Below are 19253 nucleotides of genomic sequence, written 5' to 3'. Positions count from 1 at the left end.
AAAGCATCGCTTGTCGTTGATGGTCCGGCGCGGTGGACTGAGCCTCGTGACTCGACGCGACATGATCCTGGCGGCTGCGGTGGCGGCCCTGTGGGGGTTCAACTTCCTCGTCATCGACTGGGGCATGGCCGGCATCCCGCCTCTGCTGTTCGTGGCGATCCGGTTCGCCGCCGTCGCCGTCTTCGCGCTCGTGGTGCCGCGCCCTCGGGCCGGCTGGGGGTCGGTGATCGGGGTCGGGCTGTTCATGAGCCTCGGCCAGTTCGCGCTGCTGTACCTGTCTCTCGGGCTCGGGCTGCAGCCGGGTCTCGCCGCGCTGTTCATGCAGGCCCAGGCGGTGTTCACCGTCGTCATCGCGGCCGGAGTGCTGCGCGAGCGCCCCACACCGGGGCAGGTGATCGGCGTGGGCCTCGGGATCGCCGGGCTCGCGACCGTCGCCGCCGGCCGTGGGGGAGACGCTCCGGCGCTCGCCGTCGTGCTCGCGCTCGGCGCCGCCCTGTCGTGGGCCGTCGGCAACGTGATCGCCCGCCGCGCCGGCGTGGTCACCGGGCGCGGTCGGCTCGGGGCGCTCTCGCTCACCGTCTGGTCCGCCCTCGTCGTGCCGGTGCCCGCGCTCGTGCTGGCGCTGGTGTTCGAGGGCCCGGAAGCGATCGGCGCGGGTCTTGCCGGGTTCGGCATCCGCGCCCTCGTCTCGACGGTCTACACCGCGGGGCTCTGCACCCTCGTCGGCTACGCGATCTTCAACGGTCTGCTGGCGCGCAATCCGTCAGCCGCCGTCGTGCCGTGGGTGCTGCTGGCCCCCGTCGTGGCGATGGCGGCGGCCGCGGCACTGCTCGGACAGATCCCCGCCCCCGCCGAGATCGTCGGCGGAGCGGTGCTCGTGCTCGGCGTGCTCGTGACCAGCGTGCGCGTGCCGTGGGCGCGCCGGTCTAGGCTCGTTGCGTGACGCCCGAGCACGACGACCAGCCCGCCCGCCGCACCTACAGCTATCTCGGGCCGGCGGGGACCTTCACCGAGGCCGCCCTCGCCCAGGTGCCCGAGGCGCGGGACCAGATCTGGCGGTCGGTGCGCAACGTCGGCGAAGCGCTCGCGGATGTCGTGGACGGACGCTCGGATGCCGCGATGATCGCGATCGAGAACTCCGTCGACGGCGGAGTCTCGACGGCGCAGGACGCGCTGGCCACGATGCCGGGTCTGCGGATCGTCGGCGAGTACCTCGTGCCCGTGAACTTCGTGCTCGTGGCGCGGCCCGGCACTCGAATCGAGGACGTGTCGCTCATCGCGGCGCACCCGGTCGCCTACGCACAGTGCCTGCAGTGGCTGCTCAAGACGCTCCCCGAGCACGCGCACCTGCCCGCCGCGAGCAATGTCGCCGCCGCGGTCGGCCTCATCGACGGGGTCAGCGACGCCGACGCGGCGATCGCGCCCCCCGGCATCCTCGAGCATCACGACCTCGAGCTGCTCGCATCCGACATCGGCGACAACGAACACGCGGTCACCCGGTTCGTCCTCGTGAGCCGCACGGTCGCCCCGCCGTCGCCGACGGGGGCCGACAAGACCTCGCTCATCGCGGAGCTGCCCGATGACCACCCGGGTGCGCTGCTCGAGCTGCTGGAGCAGTTCTCGACCCGCGGCATCAACCTCTCGCTGATCGAGTCGCGGCCGATCGGCGATGCGCTCGGACGGTACCGGTTCGTCATCGACGCCGACGGCCACGTCGCCGACGAGCGCATGGCCGACGCCCTCATGGGCGTGCGGCGTTTCAGCCCGAAGGTGCTGTTCCTCGGGTCGTACCCCCGCGCCGATCGGGCGATCGTCCGCTACCCGCAGCGGTACTCCGACGACGTCTTCGTCGAGGCGCGCGACTGGCTGCGGGCCCTGATCTCCGGCGAGCCCGAGGCCTGACCCACCGCCTCCCCACGACCGCCGGGGCCGGGACCGGGCGGGGTCAGGCGGCCAGGAGCTCGAGGGTGCGGATGCGGGCGGGAGCGGCATCCGGCTGCTCGCCGTCGTGCGCGGCCGACACCGGCGAGACCATGACCTCGTCGACGCCGTGCTGCGCGGCGAACGCGGCGAGGGCGGCCTGGGCCTCGGGGCCGGTGCCGACGAACCAACGCGAGCGCAGGGCATCCAGCAGCGGTGCGGCGAGGTGGTCGGTCGCCTCGGCGGCGGCGGCCTCCTCGACGGTCTCGAGGGCGATGAGCGGACGGTTTCCCCGCAGGCGTGCCATCATGCGGGCCTGCGGCAGCATGAGGGCTTCGGCCTCCGCATCGCTGCCGGCGACGACGGCGTTCGCGGTGAGGAACGTCCGCGGCGCATCGAGGGTCTCGGACGGTCGGAACTGGTCGCGGTAGAGCCCGAGCGCACGGTCGAGGCCTTCACCCGAGAAGTGGTTCGCGAACACGTACGGCAGGCCGAGGGCGGCGGCGAGCTGCGCCGAGTAGTCGCTCGATCCGAGCAGCCAGACATCCGGCGTCGTCGTGGCGGCGGGCGTCGCGTGGACGTCGTACGTCCCGCCCGACGTGAACCGCACCGTCGCGCCGTCGCCGGTCACGAGGGCCAGGATGTCGCGGACGTTGTCGGGGAACCGGTCGACGTCGCTGGTCGTGCCCGACTGACGCAGCAGCTGCGTGATGACGGGATCGCTGCCGGGGGCGCGCCCGATGCCCAGGTCGACGCGTCCGGGGGCGATCGCCTCGAGCGCCGCGAACTGCTCGGCGACGACGAGGGGCGAGTGGTTGGGAAGCATGACGCCGCCGGAGCCGACCCGGATGCGGGAAGTGCGCGCTGCCGCGGCTGCGATGAGCACCGGCGGGGTCGTCGAGGCGACGGCGGGCATGTTGTGGTGCTCGGCGAACCAGTAGCGGCGGTAGCCGAGCTCGTCCGCCCGCTGCGCGACGGTCAGCGACGCCGCGATAGCCTGCGCGCTGGTCTGTCCCGTGCGCACGGGCACGAGGTCGAGCACGGACAGGGCGGGGCGGGATGCATCAGTCATATCGCCTCTGTCAACCGTGCGGCCGCCGCGGGCATTCCCGCGCCCGCCTCACCGCGCCCGCTTCACCGCCTCGTACGCCTGCAGCGCCGCCTTGCGGGTCGCCGCGAGGTCGACGATCGGCTCGCGCGCGGCGCTGTCGGGTGCCCACTGGCCGATGTAGAGCCCTCTCGGGTCGAACTTCTCGGCCTGGCGCTCGGGGTTGAAGATGCGGAAGTACGGCGACGCGTCCGCGCCCGATCCCGCGACCCACTGCCAGTTGAAGGCGTTGCTGGCGCCGTCGGCGTCGACGAGGGTGTCCCAGAACCACTGCTCACCGAGTCGCCAGTCGATGAGCAGGTTCTTGGTGAGGAAGGATGCCGCGACCATCCGCACCCGGTTGTGCATGTATCCGGTGTGCCAGAGCTCGCGCATCCCGGCATCCACCATCGGCACGCCGGTCTCGCCCTTCTCCCACGCCGTCAGGTGTGCGGGGTCGAGGGCCGGCCAGGGGAAGGCGTCGAAGCCTCTCCGCCAGTTCTTCGTCGCGAGATCGGGGAAGTGGTAGAGCGTGTGCCACGCGAACTCGCGCCAGCCGAGCTCGGAGAGGAAGCGCGAGGCGGAGGTCGCATGGGCGCCGGTGCCGCCGCCGGTTTCGACTCCTGCGTGCCAGACGGTGTGCGGGCTCAGCTCGCCCCATCGCAGGCGCGGCGAGAGCAGCGAGGTCGCTCCCGCGCTGGGTTCGTCGCGGGCCGCGTCGTAGGTGCCGAGGTCGTCGTCGAGGAACTCGCGCAGGCGTGCGCCCGCCGCCGCCTCGCCGGGCTGCCAGCGCTCGCGCAGACCGCCCGCCCAGTCGGGCCGGGTGGGCAGCAGCCCCCAATCGTCGAGGTCGTCGCCTGCGGGCGATGAGCGCAGGCCGGGGACCTCGTCCGGCCGGGGGAGCGGCTCACGCGGGGCGGGCAGGTTGCGTGCCGCGTTCCAGAACGGGGTGAACACCGAGAACGGAGTGCCGCTCCCGGTCTTGACCGTCCACGGCTCGAACAGCACGTTCGCCGCGAACGATTCGATCTCTACGCCGTCGGCGCGCAGACCGTCCTTCAGGTCGGTGTCGACAGCACGCTCGGCTCCGCCGTACCGGCGGTTCCAGTACACGGCTCCGGCACCGATGTCGTCGACGAGCGACCGGACGGCGGATGCCGCAGCTCCGCGGCGCAGCACGAGATGCGACCCGCGAGCGCGCAGATCGTCGGCGAGCGATGCGAGCGAGTGGTGCAGCCACCACCGTGCTGCGCCGCCGAGCGGGCGGAGGCCCTCGGATTCCTCGTCGAGCACGTACAGCCCGACGACGGGCTCGCCGCGGTCGATTGCGGCGCGCAGCGCGGGGTGGTCGGCCAGGCGCAGGTCGTCGCGGAACCAGACGATCGAAGGCGAGCTCATCCCGTCATCCTGTCGAGCGACCCGGGCGACGGCGAGCGGTTGACAGGGGCGGACGGGGGCTCAGTCGCCGGGCAGCGTGTGACCGGCGGGCACGGCGACGATGAGGCCCCGCGGGTCGATGCGCGTCTGCACGTGCTTCGCCTCGCCGAACTCGTCGCCGTCGAGCTGCACGGGGTGCGGCTCCTGCGGGGCGAGCGCAACGCCGCGGCCTCGCGAGTAGACGACCGCGTTGTCCTTCGTCCGCAGCGCGAGCACACGGCGTCCGGCCCGGAACTTCCGCAGGAAGCTGTTATCCCACGCGACGCGGCGCCACACGAGCAGCCAGCCCCAGAAGCCCTTCGGCTGCATGATGACGACATCGAGCTGGCCGTCGGTGATCGAAGCCTCGGGAATGAGGGCGATGCCGGCCTGCAGCGACCCGCAGTTCGCGAAGAGCACGCTCTGCACGCGAGCCGCGTGCATGCGGTGCCCGTCGAGCTGGTAGACGACGCGGAACGGCTTGGCGTTGACGAGCGAGCGCGTCGCGCCGTCGACGTATGCGACCCAGCCCACCGACTTCTTCAGCTGCGGGTTGGTGTTGGCGATCATCGCCGCGTCGAGCCCCATGCCGCCCATGACGACGAACGCGTGCTTCTCGACCTCGCCGCTCTCGCGGGTGATCCGCGCCCAGCCGACGTCGATCGCGGTCCGGTCGCCGCTGAAGGCCGCTTCGATCATGGTCTCGGGCTCGGTGAGGGGCAGACCGAGGTTGCGGGCGAGCAGGTTCCCCGTTCCGCTGGGGACGATGGCGAGCGGGATGCCGCTGCCGCTCATCTCTCCCGACACGGCACGCACCGTACCGTCGCCGCCGGCCACGAGCACGACGTTGACGCCCGACTCGAGCGCCTGACGCGTGACGTCGTCGCCGAGGTCGTCGACCGTCGTCTCGTAGAAGAGGGGCTCCTCCCACCCGGCCGCCTCGGCGGCGCGGAGCACCTGCTCGCGCAGAGCGTCGCCGTCGACCTTGATGGGGTTGTAGACGAGGGCCGCCTTGGGATTGGGCTTCTCCGAGCCGCCCGACATCGGCTCCGTCTCGCCCTCGGGGCCGACGCGGCGTGCCTCGCCGGTCTCACCGTCGGTCGTGTCGGGCGCGACGTCCTCGGGCTCGCGGATGACGTCGTCGGGAGCCGCCGCCTGTTCCGGGTCGGGGGTCTGGGAGGTGGGATCGTCGGAGCGCTCCCGCGAGGAGGTGTCGTCGGACTCGGTCGCCATGGCTACACCCTAGGGGTGGCCGCCCGTGGCGGATTGCCCCTTGCGCCGGACGGCCGCGGCGGTACGGGGTGCGCTGATCCGGCTGCGCGGATGCGGGCGACCCTAGACTTGACGCGTGATCGACCTCGCATTGCTCCGTGAACAGCCCGACCTGGTGAAACTCTCGCAGGTGAAGCGCGGGAACTCGTCGGAGAGCGTGGATGACGCCATTGCCGCCGATCGCGAGCGCCGCGAGGCCATCACGACGTTCGAGCGGCTCCGTGCCGAGCAGAACGCCCACGGCAAGAAGGTCGCGCAAGCGCCGAAGGACGAGAAGGCCGCGCTCGTCGCCGAGGCCAAGCAGCTCAGCGAACGGGTCAAGCAGGCCCAGCAGGCCGTCACCGCCGCCGAGGAGGCCGCCGACGCCGCGCTCGCCCGCATCGAGAACATCGTCATCGATGATGTGCCCGCGGGCGGCGAGGCCGACTTCGTCACGCTTCGCACGCACGGTGAGCCGCCGTCGTTCGACTTCGAGCCGCTCGACCACCTCGCCCTCGGCGAGAAGCTCGGCGCCATCGACATGGAGCGCGGCTCGAAGGTCGCCGGCAGCCGCTTCTACTTCCTCAGCGGCATCGGCGCGCGCCTCGAGATCGCGCTCATGATGCTCGGCCTCGACCGTGCCCTCGCCGCCGGGTTCACGCCGCTGATCCCGCCGACGCTCGTGCGTCCCGAGGTCATGCGGGGCACCGGGTTCCTCGGTGAGCACGCCGCCGAGGTGTACCACCTCGAGGAGGACGACGCCTACCTCGTCGGCACGAGCGAGGTCCCCCTCGCCGGGTACCACATGGACGAGATCCTCGACCTCGAGCGCGGCGCCAAGCGCTACGCCGGATGGTCGACCTGTTACCGGCGCGAGGCCGGCTCGTACGGCAAGGACACGCGCGGCATCATCCGGGTGCACCAGTTCAACAAGCTGGAGATGTTCGTCTACACGACGCCCGCCGACGCGGCGGCCGAGCACCTGCGCCTCGTCGAGATGCAGGAGCGGATGCTGCAGGACCTGGGGCTGTCGTACCGCGTCATCGACGTCGCTGCCGGCGACCTCGGCTCGAGCGCGGCGCGCAAGTACGACATCGAGGCGTGGGTGCCCACGCAGGGCGCGTACCGCGAGCTCACGTCGACCTCGAACTGCACGACGTACCAGGCGCGTCGCCTCGACATCCGTCACCGCCCCGACGGCGGCAAGACCGAGCCGGTGGCGACCCTCAACGGCACGCTCGCCACGACCCGGTGGATCGTCGCTCTTCTCGAGACCCATCAGCGGGAGGACGGCTCGGTCGTGATCCCCGAGGTGCTGCGGCCCTATCTCGGCGGCCTCGAGGTCGCGGAGCCGATCGCATGACCGGCGCCGACGGCGGGATGACGCAGGCGCCCGACGCGCTTCCCGACGAGGGCGGCATCGAGGTCGTCGCGCCGCGCGATGCGGCCGAGATCGTCGAGGACGTCGCCGAGGTCATGCCGGCGGTCGCCGGCGCCTCGCGCCTGATGATCGTGCTCGACATCGACGGCACCGTGCTGCTCGAGGACGAGACGCTCAGTCCCGGCGTGGTGGAGGCGGTCGCCGACGCGCACGCGGCCGGTCACGAGGTGATGCTCGCGACAGGACGCTCGTGGGAGGGGACGCATGGCATCCTCGGCTCGCTCGCGCTGAACCCCGACTACGTCGTGTGCTCGAACGGTGCCGTGATCCTCAAGCGGATCGACGACGACTTCGCCGACGTGCTCGCCTACGAGCGCTTCTTCATCGAGACGTTCGACCCGAGCGAGGTGCTCGGCCTGCTGCGTCAGCACCTGCCGCACGCCCGCTACATGGTCGAGCTGCCCGACGGGCGCCGCCTCTACACCGAGGAGCTCCACGACTGGAACCTGCACGACGCCGACAAGGTCGCTTTCGCCGAGCTGTCGGAGCAGGAGGTGTGCCGCGTCGTCGTGGTCTCTCCTGATGAGACCGACTCCGACTTCGTCGAGCTGGTCGACCGCATCGGCCTGAACAAGGTGTCGTACGCGGTGGGCTGGTCGGCCTGGCTCGACATCGCGCCGCAGGGCGTCGACAAGTCCACGGCGCTCGAGCGGGTGCGCACGTGGCTCGACATCGAGCCGGCCGACGTCCTCGTCATGGGCGACGGCCGCAACGACATCGGGATGTTCCGCTGGGCGCGCGAGCGCGGCGGGCGGGCGATCGCGATGGCGCAGGGCGCGACCGAACTGCTGGCCGAGGCATCCGAGACCACCGTGTCGGTTCAGGAGGGCGGCGTCGCGGCCATCCTCCGCTCGCTCTGACCGGGGCCGCGGGCGGCTAGGATCGAAGCTCAGCGGTTCACGCCGCTGGGAGGGTTGTCCGAGCGGCCGAAGGATCCAGTCTTGAAAACTGGTGGGCAGCAATGTCCCGTGGGTTCGAATCCCACACCCTCCGCCATGCCAGACCAGGCCGCGTTGACAGTATTATTCCGGCGGTGGAATAATACTGTTCATGGGCTTGATCAGCGTGGCTGATGCCGCCTCACAACTCGGCGTCTCGCCGCGGCGTGTCCGCGCGATGCTCGCTTCTCAGGACATCAGCGGCGAGCGCATCGGTACGCAGTGGATGGTGGAATCAGCGAGCCTTCCCTCGTTCGGACGCCGCGCGGGACAGCCTTTCAGTCCACGGGTGGCGTGGGCCTTCATCGCTGTGGCAGAAGGCAAGACTCCGGACTGGGTCTCGCCTTCCGAACTCTCCCGTCTGCGATCGCGATGGCGAAAGTTGCGGGACAGCCCCGACCCGCTGCCGGTCATACGCTCCAGCCTCGCGCGACGGGCGGTTCGGTCGCGGTTGTCCGGCCCCGAGCCCAGCCGAGTGGGTGGTGACCCTCGTGTCATCGCGACGGGGGCGAGCGATCCGCGGGCGGGGATGTCCACGGCCCAGTTCGCAGAAGGGTACGTTCACTCGCTCGATCTTGAAAGCGTCAAGAGGAAGCACCTGCTGCTGCCTGCAGTCGGCCCGGAGAATGTCGTTCTTCGAGCAGTAGATGGTCCAGTGCCTCGCCCTCTGCCCTGGCTCGCCGTCGTGGCCGACTTATCTGAAGGCGGAGCGCGGGAAGCGCAGCAAGCTCTCGTGCTTTTCAGGAAACAGGTGGGCGACGGTTGACATGATCGACTTGCCGACAATGACTGTGGCGCAGGAGCAAGCGTGGCTGACCTTGCTCGACATCTATGAGGAGCTCGCGACGGGTTGGACCATCGTCGGAGGCCAAATGGTGCACCTCTGGTGCGCCGAACGAGGTGTTGCGATGGCGCGACCTACAGACGACGCAGACACTGTCCTCGATGTGCGGTCGGAGCCGGAAATCCTTCGCGTCTTCACCGCCGCGTTGAGCCGACGCGGTTTCGAAGCAGAGACAACCGGTTCAGGAGTTCAGCACCGGTGGCGCAAGGGTGCAGCGGCTGTCGACGTGCTCATCCCTCGGCATCTCGGGCCGGTTGCGGCAAACAGAACTGGCGTTGGTGGCGGCCGGACGATCGAAACGCCTGGCGCACAGAAAGCCGTAAATCGAACAGAAACGGTGCAGGTGCGAATCGGAGACCGTGTGGGAAGCGCGCCGCGGCCGTCTCTTCTCGGCGCCTTGATCGCGAAGGCGGCCGCCTACACCGTCCCGCTCGACCGGAACCGCGCCCGACATCTCGGCGACTTCGCTCTCCTCGCGACGCTGCTGGGACCGGATGACGTTGACGGCCACCCCGGGTTGGACAAGCGCGAGCTCGAGCTGATGATGAACGCTATCGGGCATGCGCGCGCCGACCCGCGAACCTGGCGACATGTGGAGGCCGGATCGGCGGGGCTGGACAGGCTGTCGCTCGTTGTCGACACGGCGAGACGAACGCGTGAATTGAGCGGGACGCGGCCGCCGCCGGATTCCCCCTCGCGTGAGAGCTGGGGCTCTGCCCGCGGATAGCCCCGTTCGGCCGGGCACGGCGACGTACCCAGCCGAACAGCTGACGGTCACGGAAGCTGGAAGTAGACCTCGTCGGCGAGGATTCCCGGCGTCACGCGGATGAGGCCATCAAGCGAGGACGGTACGAGGTACACCTGCTTGCCGGTGTCTGAGGCGCCTGCCAGCAAGCTCGCCGTGCCGAAGGTGGGCTCGACACCGGAGACGAAGTTGTCCCAGGTCGAGATGACGGTGCCGTCCGCCGCGACGTACTCGACCTGGACAAGTGCAGAACTACCGTCGCCGCTCCCCTTGTAGGTGGCTGTCATGTCGAGGATGACGTACTGGGTGCCCTCGCCGGGTTCCGTGTTGAACGAGTTCCCGGCCATCACAGCGTCGTTTCCGTTGCGCTCGAACGAGTTGAGGATCACGTCCCAGTCGTTGTTGCTGATCGAGGCGCTGAACGGCAGGGGGTCCTCGCGCGTGCCGGTAGGGGCGTCGCTCGTGGCCTCGTCGGCCGTTTCGTCCTGCGGCGCGGCACCTGCCGGGGCCTCGTTCACGGTCGTGCTTCCGCCCGTCGCCTCATCGACAGCGTCCGAGAGCGCGGTGGCGACGACGAAGGTGAAGACGAGGAAGCCGACGATGGTTCCCACGACCGAGACGATGATCGCCGTCAGCCCCTGCCACTTGACGCGGCCCGACAGGCAGACGGCGACGATGCCCAGGATGAAGCCGGCCGGCAGGAGGATCCAGCCCAGGATCAGTGCAGCGGGCACGCACGCGAAGATGAATCCGACGGCGGAGATCGCGAGCGCGACGATGCCGACGATGTTGCGCTGCTTCGTCGGCATCACCCCCGCGGGCTGAGGCGGGTAGTAAGGGGCGGGCTGCGTTTCGGGCGCGCCGAAGGGCGGCGGAGTGGTGGTCATGCGGATCTCCAGATTGAACGGTGTGATGCCACGCAGACACGACGAGCGTCGTCAGGTGGCGCCCCCAGAGCAGCCACGTCGAGCGGGCACCTCAAGCTAGTCCTCCGCTCGCGCTGCTCTGGACGCGCGAGTCGCTGGCGGCCGCCTCCGACGCGACGATCCGGTGCTGCCGACGCCCGGAAACGCGGGCGAAACCACGACCGGCGTCGGGCGAAGGATCTGCCGTCCGTGGCACGTGCCCCGCGCATTACGGCCCGAAGTTCATCCAAACGGATGAAGGCTCCCGTCCGCGTCTCGCTCCGCGGGCTAGAGCAGCCCGCGAGCGGCGAGTTCGGCGCGCAGCGCGGGCACGATGTGCTCCGCGTACGCGACGGTCAGGTGCGTGCGGTCGTACCGCGTCGGGATGTCGCCCGCGAAAGCGGGGCAGACGAGCTCCCAGCAGGTGAAGGGCAGTGAGCTCACCGCGTGGTTGCCGGATGCGGCCGCCACCTGCTCGGCCGCCGACTCCATCTGGCCCCACGTGCTCGAGACGCCGGCCGCGCATCCGTACGGCGAGGCGGCGGGGGAGTAACAGCGCCCGAGATCGGCGCCCTCCGGCGGCGGCGCGAGGTGCACGATGCGGCCCGGCATCCCGTAGGTGTCGGCTTCGGCCTCCTGGGCGGCGAGCAGCGCATCGGCCGAGAGGTCGGCGCCGTCGGGGGTGTGGCCGAGCGTGTACGCGTTCGACATCACGACGAGGGTGGGCGCGTCGGCGAGGATCATGGCGCGGACATCGGCCTTGCGCTGCGGGCATGCCGTCATGACGCCGGCGCCGTCGTTCTGCACGGCGACGTCGGTGAAACGGCATCCGTAGAGGCCGACGGTCGTCACGCGGATGCCGCCGTCGCTGTCGTCGGCGAGCTTGCGGAACGCCGGGGCGTAGGCCATCGCGGTCGAATCGCCGACGAGATAGACGTGGACCGGGGCGTCGGAGCTGCCCGTGGAGCAGCCCGCGGCGGTCGGCGACACCTCGGGCGAGAAGCAGTCGCGAGCCGGGTTGCTCGCCGACGACCGGGTCATGACCTCGTCGAGCGAGGGATGCAGCTCGGGCCACTCGGTCGCGGTCGCGGCCGCGGCGAGCTCGGCCTGCAGGGCGGCGATCGGGTCGCCGGGGTCCGCGTCCGCCGCGTCGCTCGCGGCGTCGGCGGCGCCCGCGGGCGGGAAGGCGTCGAGCGATGCCGTGAGACCGCCGAAGACGTTCTGGACGACGAGCACGACGGCCAGGGCGGCGATGCCGAGCCCGGATGCCGCGAGCAGCGCCGGCGGGCCGAAGCGGGCGCGCCACGCGGCCCAGGGCGCAGAAGCGGGCACCGGCTCGGGCGCAGCGGCGGGGGCGGGTTCGGGGCTTGCGATGGCGCGCGGCGCTGGAACCTCCGGAACGCCCGGGCCGTCGCCGAGGTCCGCGCGGCTCAGCCCAGGAGCGCCGCTCGACGCGCTCGTGGACGTGGCCGAGGGCGCCCCGGGGTAGTACCGCGTCCCGGGAGTCCAGCCCGCGGGGCGGGTGCTGAGCGCGCGTGGAGCCGGTGCCGGAGCGGCATCCCGAACCGGCGCGGCATCCCGAACCGTCGTGGCATCCCGAACCGGCGCCGCAGGGCGGACCGCAGTGGGCACCGGTGCGGCGGCGGCATCCTCGAGCGGCGTCTCCGTTGATTCGCCGCCGACGGGCCGGCCGTACGGCGCGAACCGGAACGGCCGTTCGACGAGGTGGTACGACGCCACGGCCAGGACGAGGGTGATCGCCAGCACGAGCGCCGTCGTGGCCTCTCGGGCGGGCAGCAGCACCGCGGCGAACACGATGACCGGGAAGTGCCACAGATACAGCGAGTACGACACGTCGCCCGCGAAGACGCTCACCGGGTTCGTCAGCGGGAAGAGGTGCCGATGCCGCGGGTCGCCCGGCACGCCGCCGGCGAGCACGAGCGCCGTCGCGGCGACGGGAAGGGCGGCCCACGGAGCCGGGAATCCGCCCGCCTCGGGATCGATGACGGCGAAGGCCACGATGAGGCCCCCGACACCGATCCAGGACACGAGTCCGCCGACGACGGGCGGAATGCGGCGCAGCAGCGGCACCGCCGCGGCGATGAGCGCCCCGGCCGCCAGCTCCCACGCGCGGGTGAAGGTGGAGAAGTAGGCTGGGACGGCGGCATCCGCGCTCTGCAGCAGCGCCCACGCGAACGACGCGGTGACGACGACCGCTGCGAGCACGGCCACGGCCCCGGTCGCCGCGGCGCCGCGACGACGGGCGGCGGGCAGGAGCGAGACGGCCAGCAGGAGCAGCAGCGGCCAGGCGAGGTAGAACTGCTCCTCGACGGCGAGCGACCAGAAGTGCTGAAGCGGCGAGACCGCGTCGTCGGCGTGGAAGTAATCGGTGCCGACCGCGGTGAATCGCCAGTTCGCGGCGAACCCCGCCGACCACAGGGCGTCGAGGAGCGTCTGCTCGGCGCGCGGGCGATTGAAGACGACGAAGGCGCTCGCCGCTGTGGCGATGAGTACGACGACCGCGAGGGGCAGGATGCGGCGGGCGCGCCGACCGGCGAAGGCGGCGAGGCGGATGCCGCCCGTCAGCTGCGCCTCGCGCAGCAGCGCGCCGGTGATGAGGAAGCCGGAGACGACGAAGAACACGTCGACCCCGACGAATCCGCCACGTGGCCAGCCGACCGCGTGCGCGCCGATGACCGCGAGGACGGCGAGGGCCCGGAGGCCCTGGATGTCGCGTCGCGGCGTCGGGTGGGAGAGCGTGGGGCTGTTCACATGGCGTCCGGAAGGGCGTCCCCGAGTGTAGTGGGAGCGATCTCATAGCGCATCGACGTCCGAACGCAACCCCTGTGCGCAAGATGCGGGAAATCGGGTTCGGTGGTGCTATGACAGCTCTTCCTCGAGCACCTCTCGCCCGCGGCGCCGGAATGCTGCTCCGCGGGTTCTTCGGCGCTCTGCTGATGCTGCGTCGACCGCGCCCGATCCACGTGCGCGGCACGATGCTGACGGGCACGGTCCGCTGGGTCGGGCCCGAGCGCCGGTCGGGCGTCTCGTGGATCGACGAGCCACCGCAGTCGGGTGAGGCGAGGGTCGTCGCCCGACTGTCGCGTTCCGTGGGGCTGCCGGACGCCCTGCCCGACATCTTCGGGCTCGCTCTGCGCCTCTCGGGCGAATTCGCATCACCGGAGGTCGACGCCGGCGACATCGAGTTCGCCTCGACAGGACGGGGCGTGCCGCTGCGCTACGCGCTGCTGCCCCTGCGCCGGCCCGAGCGCGCACGCTTCGGCATCCTGCTGCCCTACCGCGGTCGTCGCGGTCCGGTGCTGCTCTCGGCGACGACCGTGGACGGCGGCCCGGATGCCGCGGACTGGCGGCTCGTGCTCTCGTTCGCCTCACCGCTCGGCCCGTGGCGTCCGTTCGCGCTCGTGCGTCTGACCCGCGCCGCATGGCCGGGTGAGCAGCCCCGATTCGACGCCGGGCGGCGGGTGCTGCCCGGCGCGCGGGTCTACCCCTGGGTGCGCGCGCTGCGCCAGCCGTCCTACGACCGTGTGCAGCGGCGCGGGCTGCAGCCCGCCGACGACGCGCCTTCCACACCGGAAGCGCCGGCGCAACCGGCGTGCACGGTCGCAGCGGGCGCGATGGACTGAGCCGGTGCAGCCCGATGAGATCGCCCGTGTCGCCCGAGAGTCCTTCGGCTTCGAGGAGCTGCGCCCGCAGCAGCTCGATGCCATCGAGGCGGCGGTCGCCGGGCGAGACGTGCTGGTCGTCTGGGCGACGGGTGCGGGCAAGTCGGCCGTCTACCAGGTCGCTGCGGCTCTCCGGCCCGGCCTGACCGCGATCGTCTCGCCCCTCATCGCGCTGCAGGAGGACCAGCTCGCGCGCATCGAGGAGGCGCCCGATGCGCCCGACGGCGTCGCCCTGAACTCGAGCCGGGGCGTGCGCGCCCAGCGCGAGGCCTGGGAGGCGATCCGGTCGGGAGAGGCCTCGTACGTCCTGCTCGCGCCCGAACAGCTCGCGAAGGATGACGTCGTCGCCGAGCTCGCCAAGGCCGGGGTCTCGCTGCTGGTCGTGGACGAGGCGCACTGCATCGCAGCCTGGGGACACGACTTCCGCCCGGACTACCTGATGCTCGGCGAGGTCTCCGAGCGTCTGGGGCGACCGCCGATCCTCGCGATGACGGCGACGGCCACCAGCCCCGTCCGCACCGAGATCATCGAGCGGCTCGGCATGGACGACCCGGCCATCCTCGTGGGCGACGTCGACCGGCCGAACATCGAGCTGAACGTCCGCCGTCACTCCGAGAAGTCGGGCAAGCGCGACGCCGTGATCGACGAGGTAGTGGAGCTGCCCAAGCCGGGGCTGCTGTACACCGCCACCCGGCGCGGCACCGAGGAGTACGCCGAGGCGCTGCAGGAACGAGGGATCAACGCCGTCGCGTACCACGCCGGCCTGTCGGCGAAGGAGCGGCACGGGGTGCACGAGGCGTTCCACGACGGCGAGGTCGAGGTCGTGGTCGCCACCTCCGCGTTCGGGATGGGGATCGATAAGGCCGACGTGCGCTTCGTCGTCCACGCCGACATCCCCGACTCCATCGACGCCTACTACCAGGAGCTCGGTCGCGCCGGCCGCGACGGCGAGCCCGCGACGGCGACGCTTCACTATCGGCCCGAAGACCTGTCGCTGCGACGTTTCTTCGCGGCGTCGGCACCGAAGCGGGGCGAGCTCAAGCGACTCGTCGACGCCATCGCCGGCGCGACGCGGTCGCGCGCCGAGATCGCCGCGGCCGGCGGGCTGTCGACCCGTCGCGTGACCGCGCTGCTGACGGTTCTCGTCGATGCGGGCGCGATGCGGACGAGTCGCGCCGGGGTCGCGCTGCGGCGGGGGATGACCGTGGAGCGCGCCGTCGACGCTGCGTTGGAGAGGTCGGCCGAGCGGGAACGCATCGACGCCTCCCGTATCGAGATGCTCCGCAGCTATGCCGAGACCCGTCGGTGCCGGCGGGCGACGCTGCTCGGATACTTCGGGCAGGACTACGTCGAGCCGTGCGAGAACTGCGACACGTGCGCGGCATCCGCGAACGACCGAGCGGCGCGCGAGGAAACCTCGGAGGAACGGGGTGGTCACGCCGACGGTCCCTTCCGCGTCGACGACGTCGTGCGCCACCACGAGTGGGGTGAGGGAACAGTGATGGCCGTCGAGGACGACCGTGTCACCGTGTTCTTCGAATCGCAGGGGTACAAGGTGCTCGCCACGGAGCTCGTCGCCGAGCGCGGTCTGCTCGAACCCGCCTGACCGCCGGTCGCGACTCGCCCCTGGGAGCGGTTACCAGTCTCGTCCCGTTCCGGCCGGTTGCCCGCTCGCGGCTGGTTAGCGTGCAGGTGAGCACGGCGACATGTCGGGCGGTGGCGGCTGAATGGGGGGCGTCACCGCCTCGCATGTCCGGGGCGCTCACGGACTTTCCAGACATCCGTCCCTATGATGAGTCGGTCACCGGGAGTGCCTGCGCGACGCGAAGAGCGCGCACCCGAACGCACTCCTCGCCGGCTCGTCGAGAGGACACCCGTGAGCGCACGTTCCGATGCGAAGGCGTCGCGGCGCCGTCGTCGTCCCGTCGCCCGGCACGGCCAGCTGCGGTCGCCGAACCCGCTGACCCAGATCCTGGCGGTGCTCGGCGTCATGGTCGCCGTCGTGGTCGTGAGCGGTGTCGCCGTCGGCGGCTTCTACGTGTGGAACGCCACGCAGGTTGTGGCCGATGCCGGCGTCTCGATCGGCGACGACGACTCGCAGCTCCCCCCGACGATCGGCGAGATCGAGGGCGGCGTGAACATGCTCGTGGTCGGCACCGACTCGTGCGAGGGCGCGAACGCCGAGCTCTCGTCCGCCTGCCAGGCGAAGGACACCGACGGTGAGCGCAACGATGTGACGATGCTCGTGCACATCAGCGACGAGCCGCGGCGCGTGACGGTCATCTCGTTCCCGCGCGACATGATCGTTCCCATCCCCGCCTGCACCGGTGAGGACGGCACCCAGTACTCGGCGATGAGTGCGCAGATGCTCAACGTCTCGTACATGTACGGCGGTCTCGCGTGCTCCGTCAGCACGATCGAAGAGCTGACCGGGATCGACATCCAATTCGCCGCCGCGACCCGCTGGACCGGCGTCATCAACATGTCCGACGCGATCGGCGGCGTCGACGTCTGCGTGTCGGATGACGTCAACGACTCTCACACGGGGCTGAGCCTGACTAAGGGCAACCACACCCTCCAGGGCACGGAAGCGCTGCAGTTCCTCCGCACGCGGTACGCGATCGGCGACGGATCCGACCTCGGCCGGATCTCGAACCAGCAGCAGTTCATGAGCTCGATGGTGCGCAAGCTGCAGTCCGACGGGGTGCTCGGAAACCCCACGGCGCTGCTCAATCTCGCCACCACCGCCGTCGACCAGGTCGCCAGCGGGCAGATCAAGCTGAGCTCGTCGCTGTCGAGCCCGCAGCGGATGGTACAGATCGCCCTCGCCATGCGCAGCGTGCCCTACGAGGACATCGTGTTCGTGCAGTACCCCACGGCCTACGTCAACGGCGGATCACGTGTGCAGCCGGTCGAGAGCGCCGCCAAGGTGCTGTTCGACGCGCTCGCCGCGAACCAGCCGGTGCAGCTGAGCGGGTCGACGAGTGACGGCTACGGCACCGAGGTCGTCGGCGAGGCGGCTCCTCCCACGCCCGCTCCGACCGATTCCACAGCGCCCGCCGACCCGGCGGCGACGCCGGACGCGCCCGCGACGGACGCGCCCGAGGCGGGCGGACCGGTCGTGCTGCCGGAGTCGGTCACGGGCCAGACGGCGGCGCAGGTCACCTGTACCGTCAGCTCCCGGTGAGCCGGGGTGCTCTCCGGCCCTCGATTCGGAGCCTGAGGCAGTCCGGGCTATGATTGCCGGGTGCATCCGCGCCGTCTCGCGTCGGATGCCGTGGAGACGTCGCATAGTCAGGCCTAGTGCACCACCCTGCTAAGGTGGAGTCCCCGTAAGGGGACCGAGGGTTCAAATCCCTCCGTCTCCGCCACGAAAGAAGCCCCGGTCCGCCGGGGCTTCTTCGCGTCGGCTGTATCTCCAGGCGAGGTCTCCTGGCTCCCCGGCCCCGGCCCCGGCCCCGGCCCGGGCGCGCCCTGGGAAGATGGGGGCATGACTGCTCGACGTACGCTCCTGGTCGGATCCGGCAAGGTCGCCACTCGCCTCGGCGAGAGTCTCGTCGATGCGGGGCAGGAGGTCGTCGCGATCCGGCGGAGCGCCGGCGGCATCCGGCCCGCGTTCACGCCGATCGTCGCCGATCTGGCAGCGCCCCTCGACACGACGTTGCCCGCGGTCGACGCGATGGTCGTCACGCTTCCGCCGGGGGATGACCCCGGCTTCTACCGCGCCGCGCTGGAGCGGATCGCTCGCGCGCTGCCGAAACCGCCCGAGCGCTCCGTCTTCGTGTCGTCGACGCGGGTCTTCGAGGGGTGTGATCCGGAGCGTCCCCTCGACGAGGACGACGAGCCCCGGCCGACGAGCACGCGCGGCGAACAGCTCGTCGACGGCGAGCATGCGGCCCGCGAGATGTTCGACGCGATCGTCGTGCGGCCCGCCGGGATCTACGGCCCCGGACGTGAGCGGCTGATCCGGCAGGTGCTTGCGGGTGAGCCGGTCGACTACGAGCGTCGCACCAACCGCATCCACGAGGTCGACCTCGTGCGCGCGATCGCGCAGCTGCTCGACGCGGACGCGCCGCCCGCGCTTCTGCACGGCGTCGATCGGCGACCCGCGACCCTCGGCGAGGTGGTCGAGTTCATCGCGGATCGCCTCGGGGTCGACGCTCCGCCGCGCACGGAGGTCGACCCCGACGCCGACCGCGGCAAGGTGCTCGACGGCTCGCGCCTCGCGGCGATGCTCGACTTGACGTTCCCGACGTTCGTCGAGGGTTACGGTCGCATGATCGCCGATCGAGGCTGATCGCCGAACCCGGAAGCGGCGATACAGTCGTCGGATCGGTGATGCTGGTGTCGCCTGCAGCGGGCGCCGAGGCCACATCAGCCCCGCCAGTCCGACGAATGTATCGGCTCAGGCGCGGGGCCGCAGCAGGCCGACGAGCAGCAGGCGCATCGCGGCGACGGGGTCGGTGTCGTCGGTCAGCCAGCGGATCTGGATGCCCTCCCACCCGCTGATCACGAGGTCGGCCAGGGCTCGAGGGTCGTCGTCCGCATCGAGTCGGCCGCGGGCGCGATCGTCGGCGATGGCCGCGGCGTACGTCTCGGTGACCGCGCGGTAGCGCTCGAGCAGCCACGCGTGCGCCTCGTGCTCGGGGTGCGTCGCCTCGGCCGACACGATCGAGAACATGCGCACGAGCTCGCGCCGGGCGAGGTTGCGCTCGACGATCGCCAGCACGCTCGGGATGAACCCGTCGCGGGCTGCGCGCGCGGGGAAGTCGGTGTCGGCGGCATCCTCCTGCTCGAGGACGGCCGCCAGCAGCGAGACCTTCGTGGGGAAGTGGTGCATCACGGTGGTCAGGCTCAGATCGAGCTGCTTGGCGATCTGCCGGAGCGACCCGCCGCGGTAGCCGTGGGTGCCGAACACGACGGTCGCCGACGCCACGATCTCCGCACGCCGGGCCGCGCTCTTCGCGTACGGCCCGCGGGGGTGAGGGGCGTCGGGTGGCATGACCCGAGCGTAGAACACATC

The 19253-nt window shown here is 71.2% G+C and carries 15 protein-coding genes and 2 tRNA genes; 11 read left to right on the top strand and 6 right to left on the bottom strand.

Annotated features, from left to right (window positions below; all coding sequences use genetic code 11):
- Positions 1 to 46 precede the first annotated feature (46 nt).
- Both ACLBWJ_RS06425 and pheA read left to right on the top strand, forming a co-directional pair.
- Positions 47 to 943, top strand: a complete 897-nt coding sequence (locus ACLBWJ_RS06425) for an EamA family transporter (protein WP_447659925.1) — start codon at positions 47 to 49, stop codon at positions 941 to 943.
- Positions 940 to 1902 (top strand): prephenate dehydratase, encoded by a 963-nt coding sequence (gene pheA / locus ACLBWJ_RS06420; protein ID WP_112616472.1) that lies wholly within the window; start codon positions 940 to 942, stop codon positions 1900 to 1902. The genes ACLBWJ_RS06425 and pheA overlap by 4 nt, the downstream gene beginning before the upstream one ends.
- 43 nt (positions 1903 to 1945) lie before the next feature.
- Here the strand turns inward: pheA and ACLBWJ_RS06415 are convergent, their stop codons facing one another.
- The 3 genes from ACLBWJ_RS06415 to ACLBWJ_RS06405 are packed head-to-tail and all read right to left on the bottom strand — an operon-like array spanning position 1946 to position 5656.
- Entirely contained in the window at positions 1946 to 2992 is a 1047-nt protein-coding gene (locus ACLBWJ_RS06415) for an LLM class flavin-dependent oxidoreductase (RefSeq protein WP_447659924.1), read from the bottom strand.
- A gap of 48 nt (positions 2993 to 3040) precedes the next feature.
- Positions 3041 to 4405 carry a cryptochrome/photolyase family protein gene (locus ACLBWJ_RS06410; RefSeq protein ID WP_447659923.1) on the bottom strand — a complete coding sequence of 455 codons (1365 nt, stop codon included), beginning with the start codon at positions 4403 to 4405 and terminating at the stop codon, positions 3041 to 3043.
- 60 nt (positions 4406 to 4465) lie between these two features.
- Positions 4466 to 5656 (bottom strand): diacylglycerol/lipid kinase family protein, encoded by a 1191-nt coding sequence (locus ACLBWJ_RS06405; RefSeq protein ID WP_337994954.1) that lies wholly within the window; start codon positions 5654 to 5656, stop codon positions 4466 to 4468.
- 115 nt (positions 5657 to 5771) lie between these two features.
- On the opposite strand from ACLBWJ_RS06405, the gene serS reads away from it, so the two are divergent.
- The 4 genes from serS to ACLBWJ_RS06385 all read left to right on the top strand — a co-directional run bounded on the left by serS (position 5772) and on the right by ACLBWJ_RS06385 (position 9624).
- Positions 5772 to 7037 carry a serine--tRNA ligase gene (gene serS, locus ACLBWJ_RS06400; protein WP_274178360.1) on the top strand — a complete coding sequence of 422 codons (1266 nt, stop codon included), beginning with the start codon at positions 5772 to 5774 and terminating at the stop codon, positions 7035 to 7037.
- Positions 7034 to 7975: an HAD family hydrolase gene (locus tag ACLBWJ_RS06395; protein ID WP_103841269.1), complete on the top strand. Its 942-nt coding sequence runs from the start codon at positions 7034 to 7036 to the stop codon at positions 7973 to 7975. The genes serS and ACLBWJ_RS06395 overlap by 4 nt, the downstream gene beginning before the upstream one ends.
- A 48-nt stretch (positions 7976 to 8023) precedes the next feature.
- Positions 8024 to 8111, top strand: a tRNA-Ser gene (locus ACLBWJ_RS06390).
- 709 nt (positions 8112 to 8820) lie between these two features.
- Entirely contained in the window at positions 8821 to 9624 is an 804-nt protein-coding gene (locus tag ACLBWJ_RS06385; RefSeq protein WP_274178361.1) for a hypothetical protein, read from the top strand.
- 47 nt (positions 9625 to 9671) lie between these two features.
- On the opposite strand, the gene ACLBWJ_RS06380 is transcribed toward ACLBWJ_RS06385, so the two are convergent.
- A complete protein-coding gene (locus ACLBWJ_RS06380) occupies positions 9672 to 10529 on the bottom strand; it encodes a hypothetical protein (RefSeq protein WP_274178362.1) in 858 nt (285 codons plus the stop codon).
- Between the two features lie 306 nt (positions 10530 to 10835).
- A complete protein-coding gene (locus ACLBWJ_RS06375; RefSeq protein ID WP_447659922.1) occupies positions 10836 to 13319 on the bottom strand; it encodes an acyltransferase family protein in 2484 nt (827 codons plus the stop codon).
- Positions 13320 to 13429: 110 nt separating this feature from the next.
- Here ACLBWJ_RS06375 and ACLBWJ_RS06370 point away from each other — a divergent pair, with 110 nt between their 5' ends.
- From ACLBWJ_RS06370 to ACLBWJ_RS06350, 5 genes are all read left to right on the top strand, one after another.
- Positions 13430 to 14191 (top strand): hypothetical protein, encoded by a 762-nt coding sequence (locus ACLBWJ_RS06370; RefSeq protein WP_447659921.1) that lies wholly within the window; start codon positions 13430 to 13432, stop codon positions 14189 to 14191.
- A gap of 4 nt (positions 14192 to 14195) precedes the next feature.
- Positions 14196 to 15836 carry a RecQ family ATP-dependent DNA helicase gene (locus tag ACLBWJ_RS06365; RefSeq protein ID WP_447659920.1) on the top strand — a complete coding sequence of 547 codons (1641 nt, stop codon included), beginning with the start codon at positions 14196 to 14198 and terminating at the stop codon, positions 15834 to 15836.
- Between the two features lie 270 nt (positions 15837 to 16106).
- A complete protein-coding gene (locus tag ACLBWJ_RS06360) occupies positions 16107 to 17417 on the top strand; it encodes an LCP family protein (protein ID WP_274178366.1) in 1311 nt (436 codons plus the stop codon).
- Positions 17418 to 17509: 92 nt separating this feature from the next.
- Positions 17510 to 17601, top strand: a tRNA-Ser gene (locus tag ACLBWJ_RS06355).
- Positions 17602 to 17720: 119 nt separating this feature from the next.
- Complete coding sequence (locus ACLBWJ_RS06350) at positions 17721 to 18527, top strand: sugar nucleotide-binding protein (protein WP_323987239.1); 807 nt, start codon at positions 17721 to 17723, stop codon at positions 18525 to 18527.
- Positions 18528 to 18635: 108 nt separating this feature from the next.
- Here ACLBWJ_RS06350 and ACLBWJ_RS06345 read toward each other — a convergent pair whose 3' ends face one another.
- Positions 18636 to 19232, bottom strand: coding sequence for a TetR/AcrR family transcriptional regulator (locus ACLBWJ_RS06345; protein ID WP_323987240.1), 597 nt, complete (start codon positions 19230 to 19232; stop codon positions 18636 to 18638).
- Positions 19233 to 19253 lie beyond the last annotated feature (21 nt).

The sequence above is a fragment of the Microbacterium sp. M4A5_1d genome, assembly GCF_053345465.1.
Note: the sequence above shows the minus strand (reverse complement) of the source record. Positions and strands in the feature narration are given on the sequence as shown.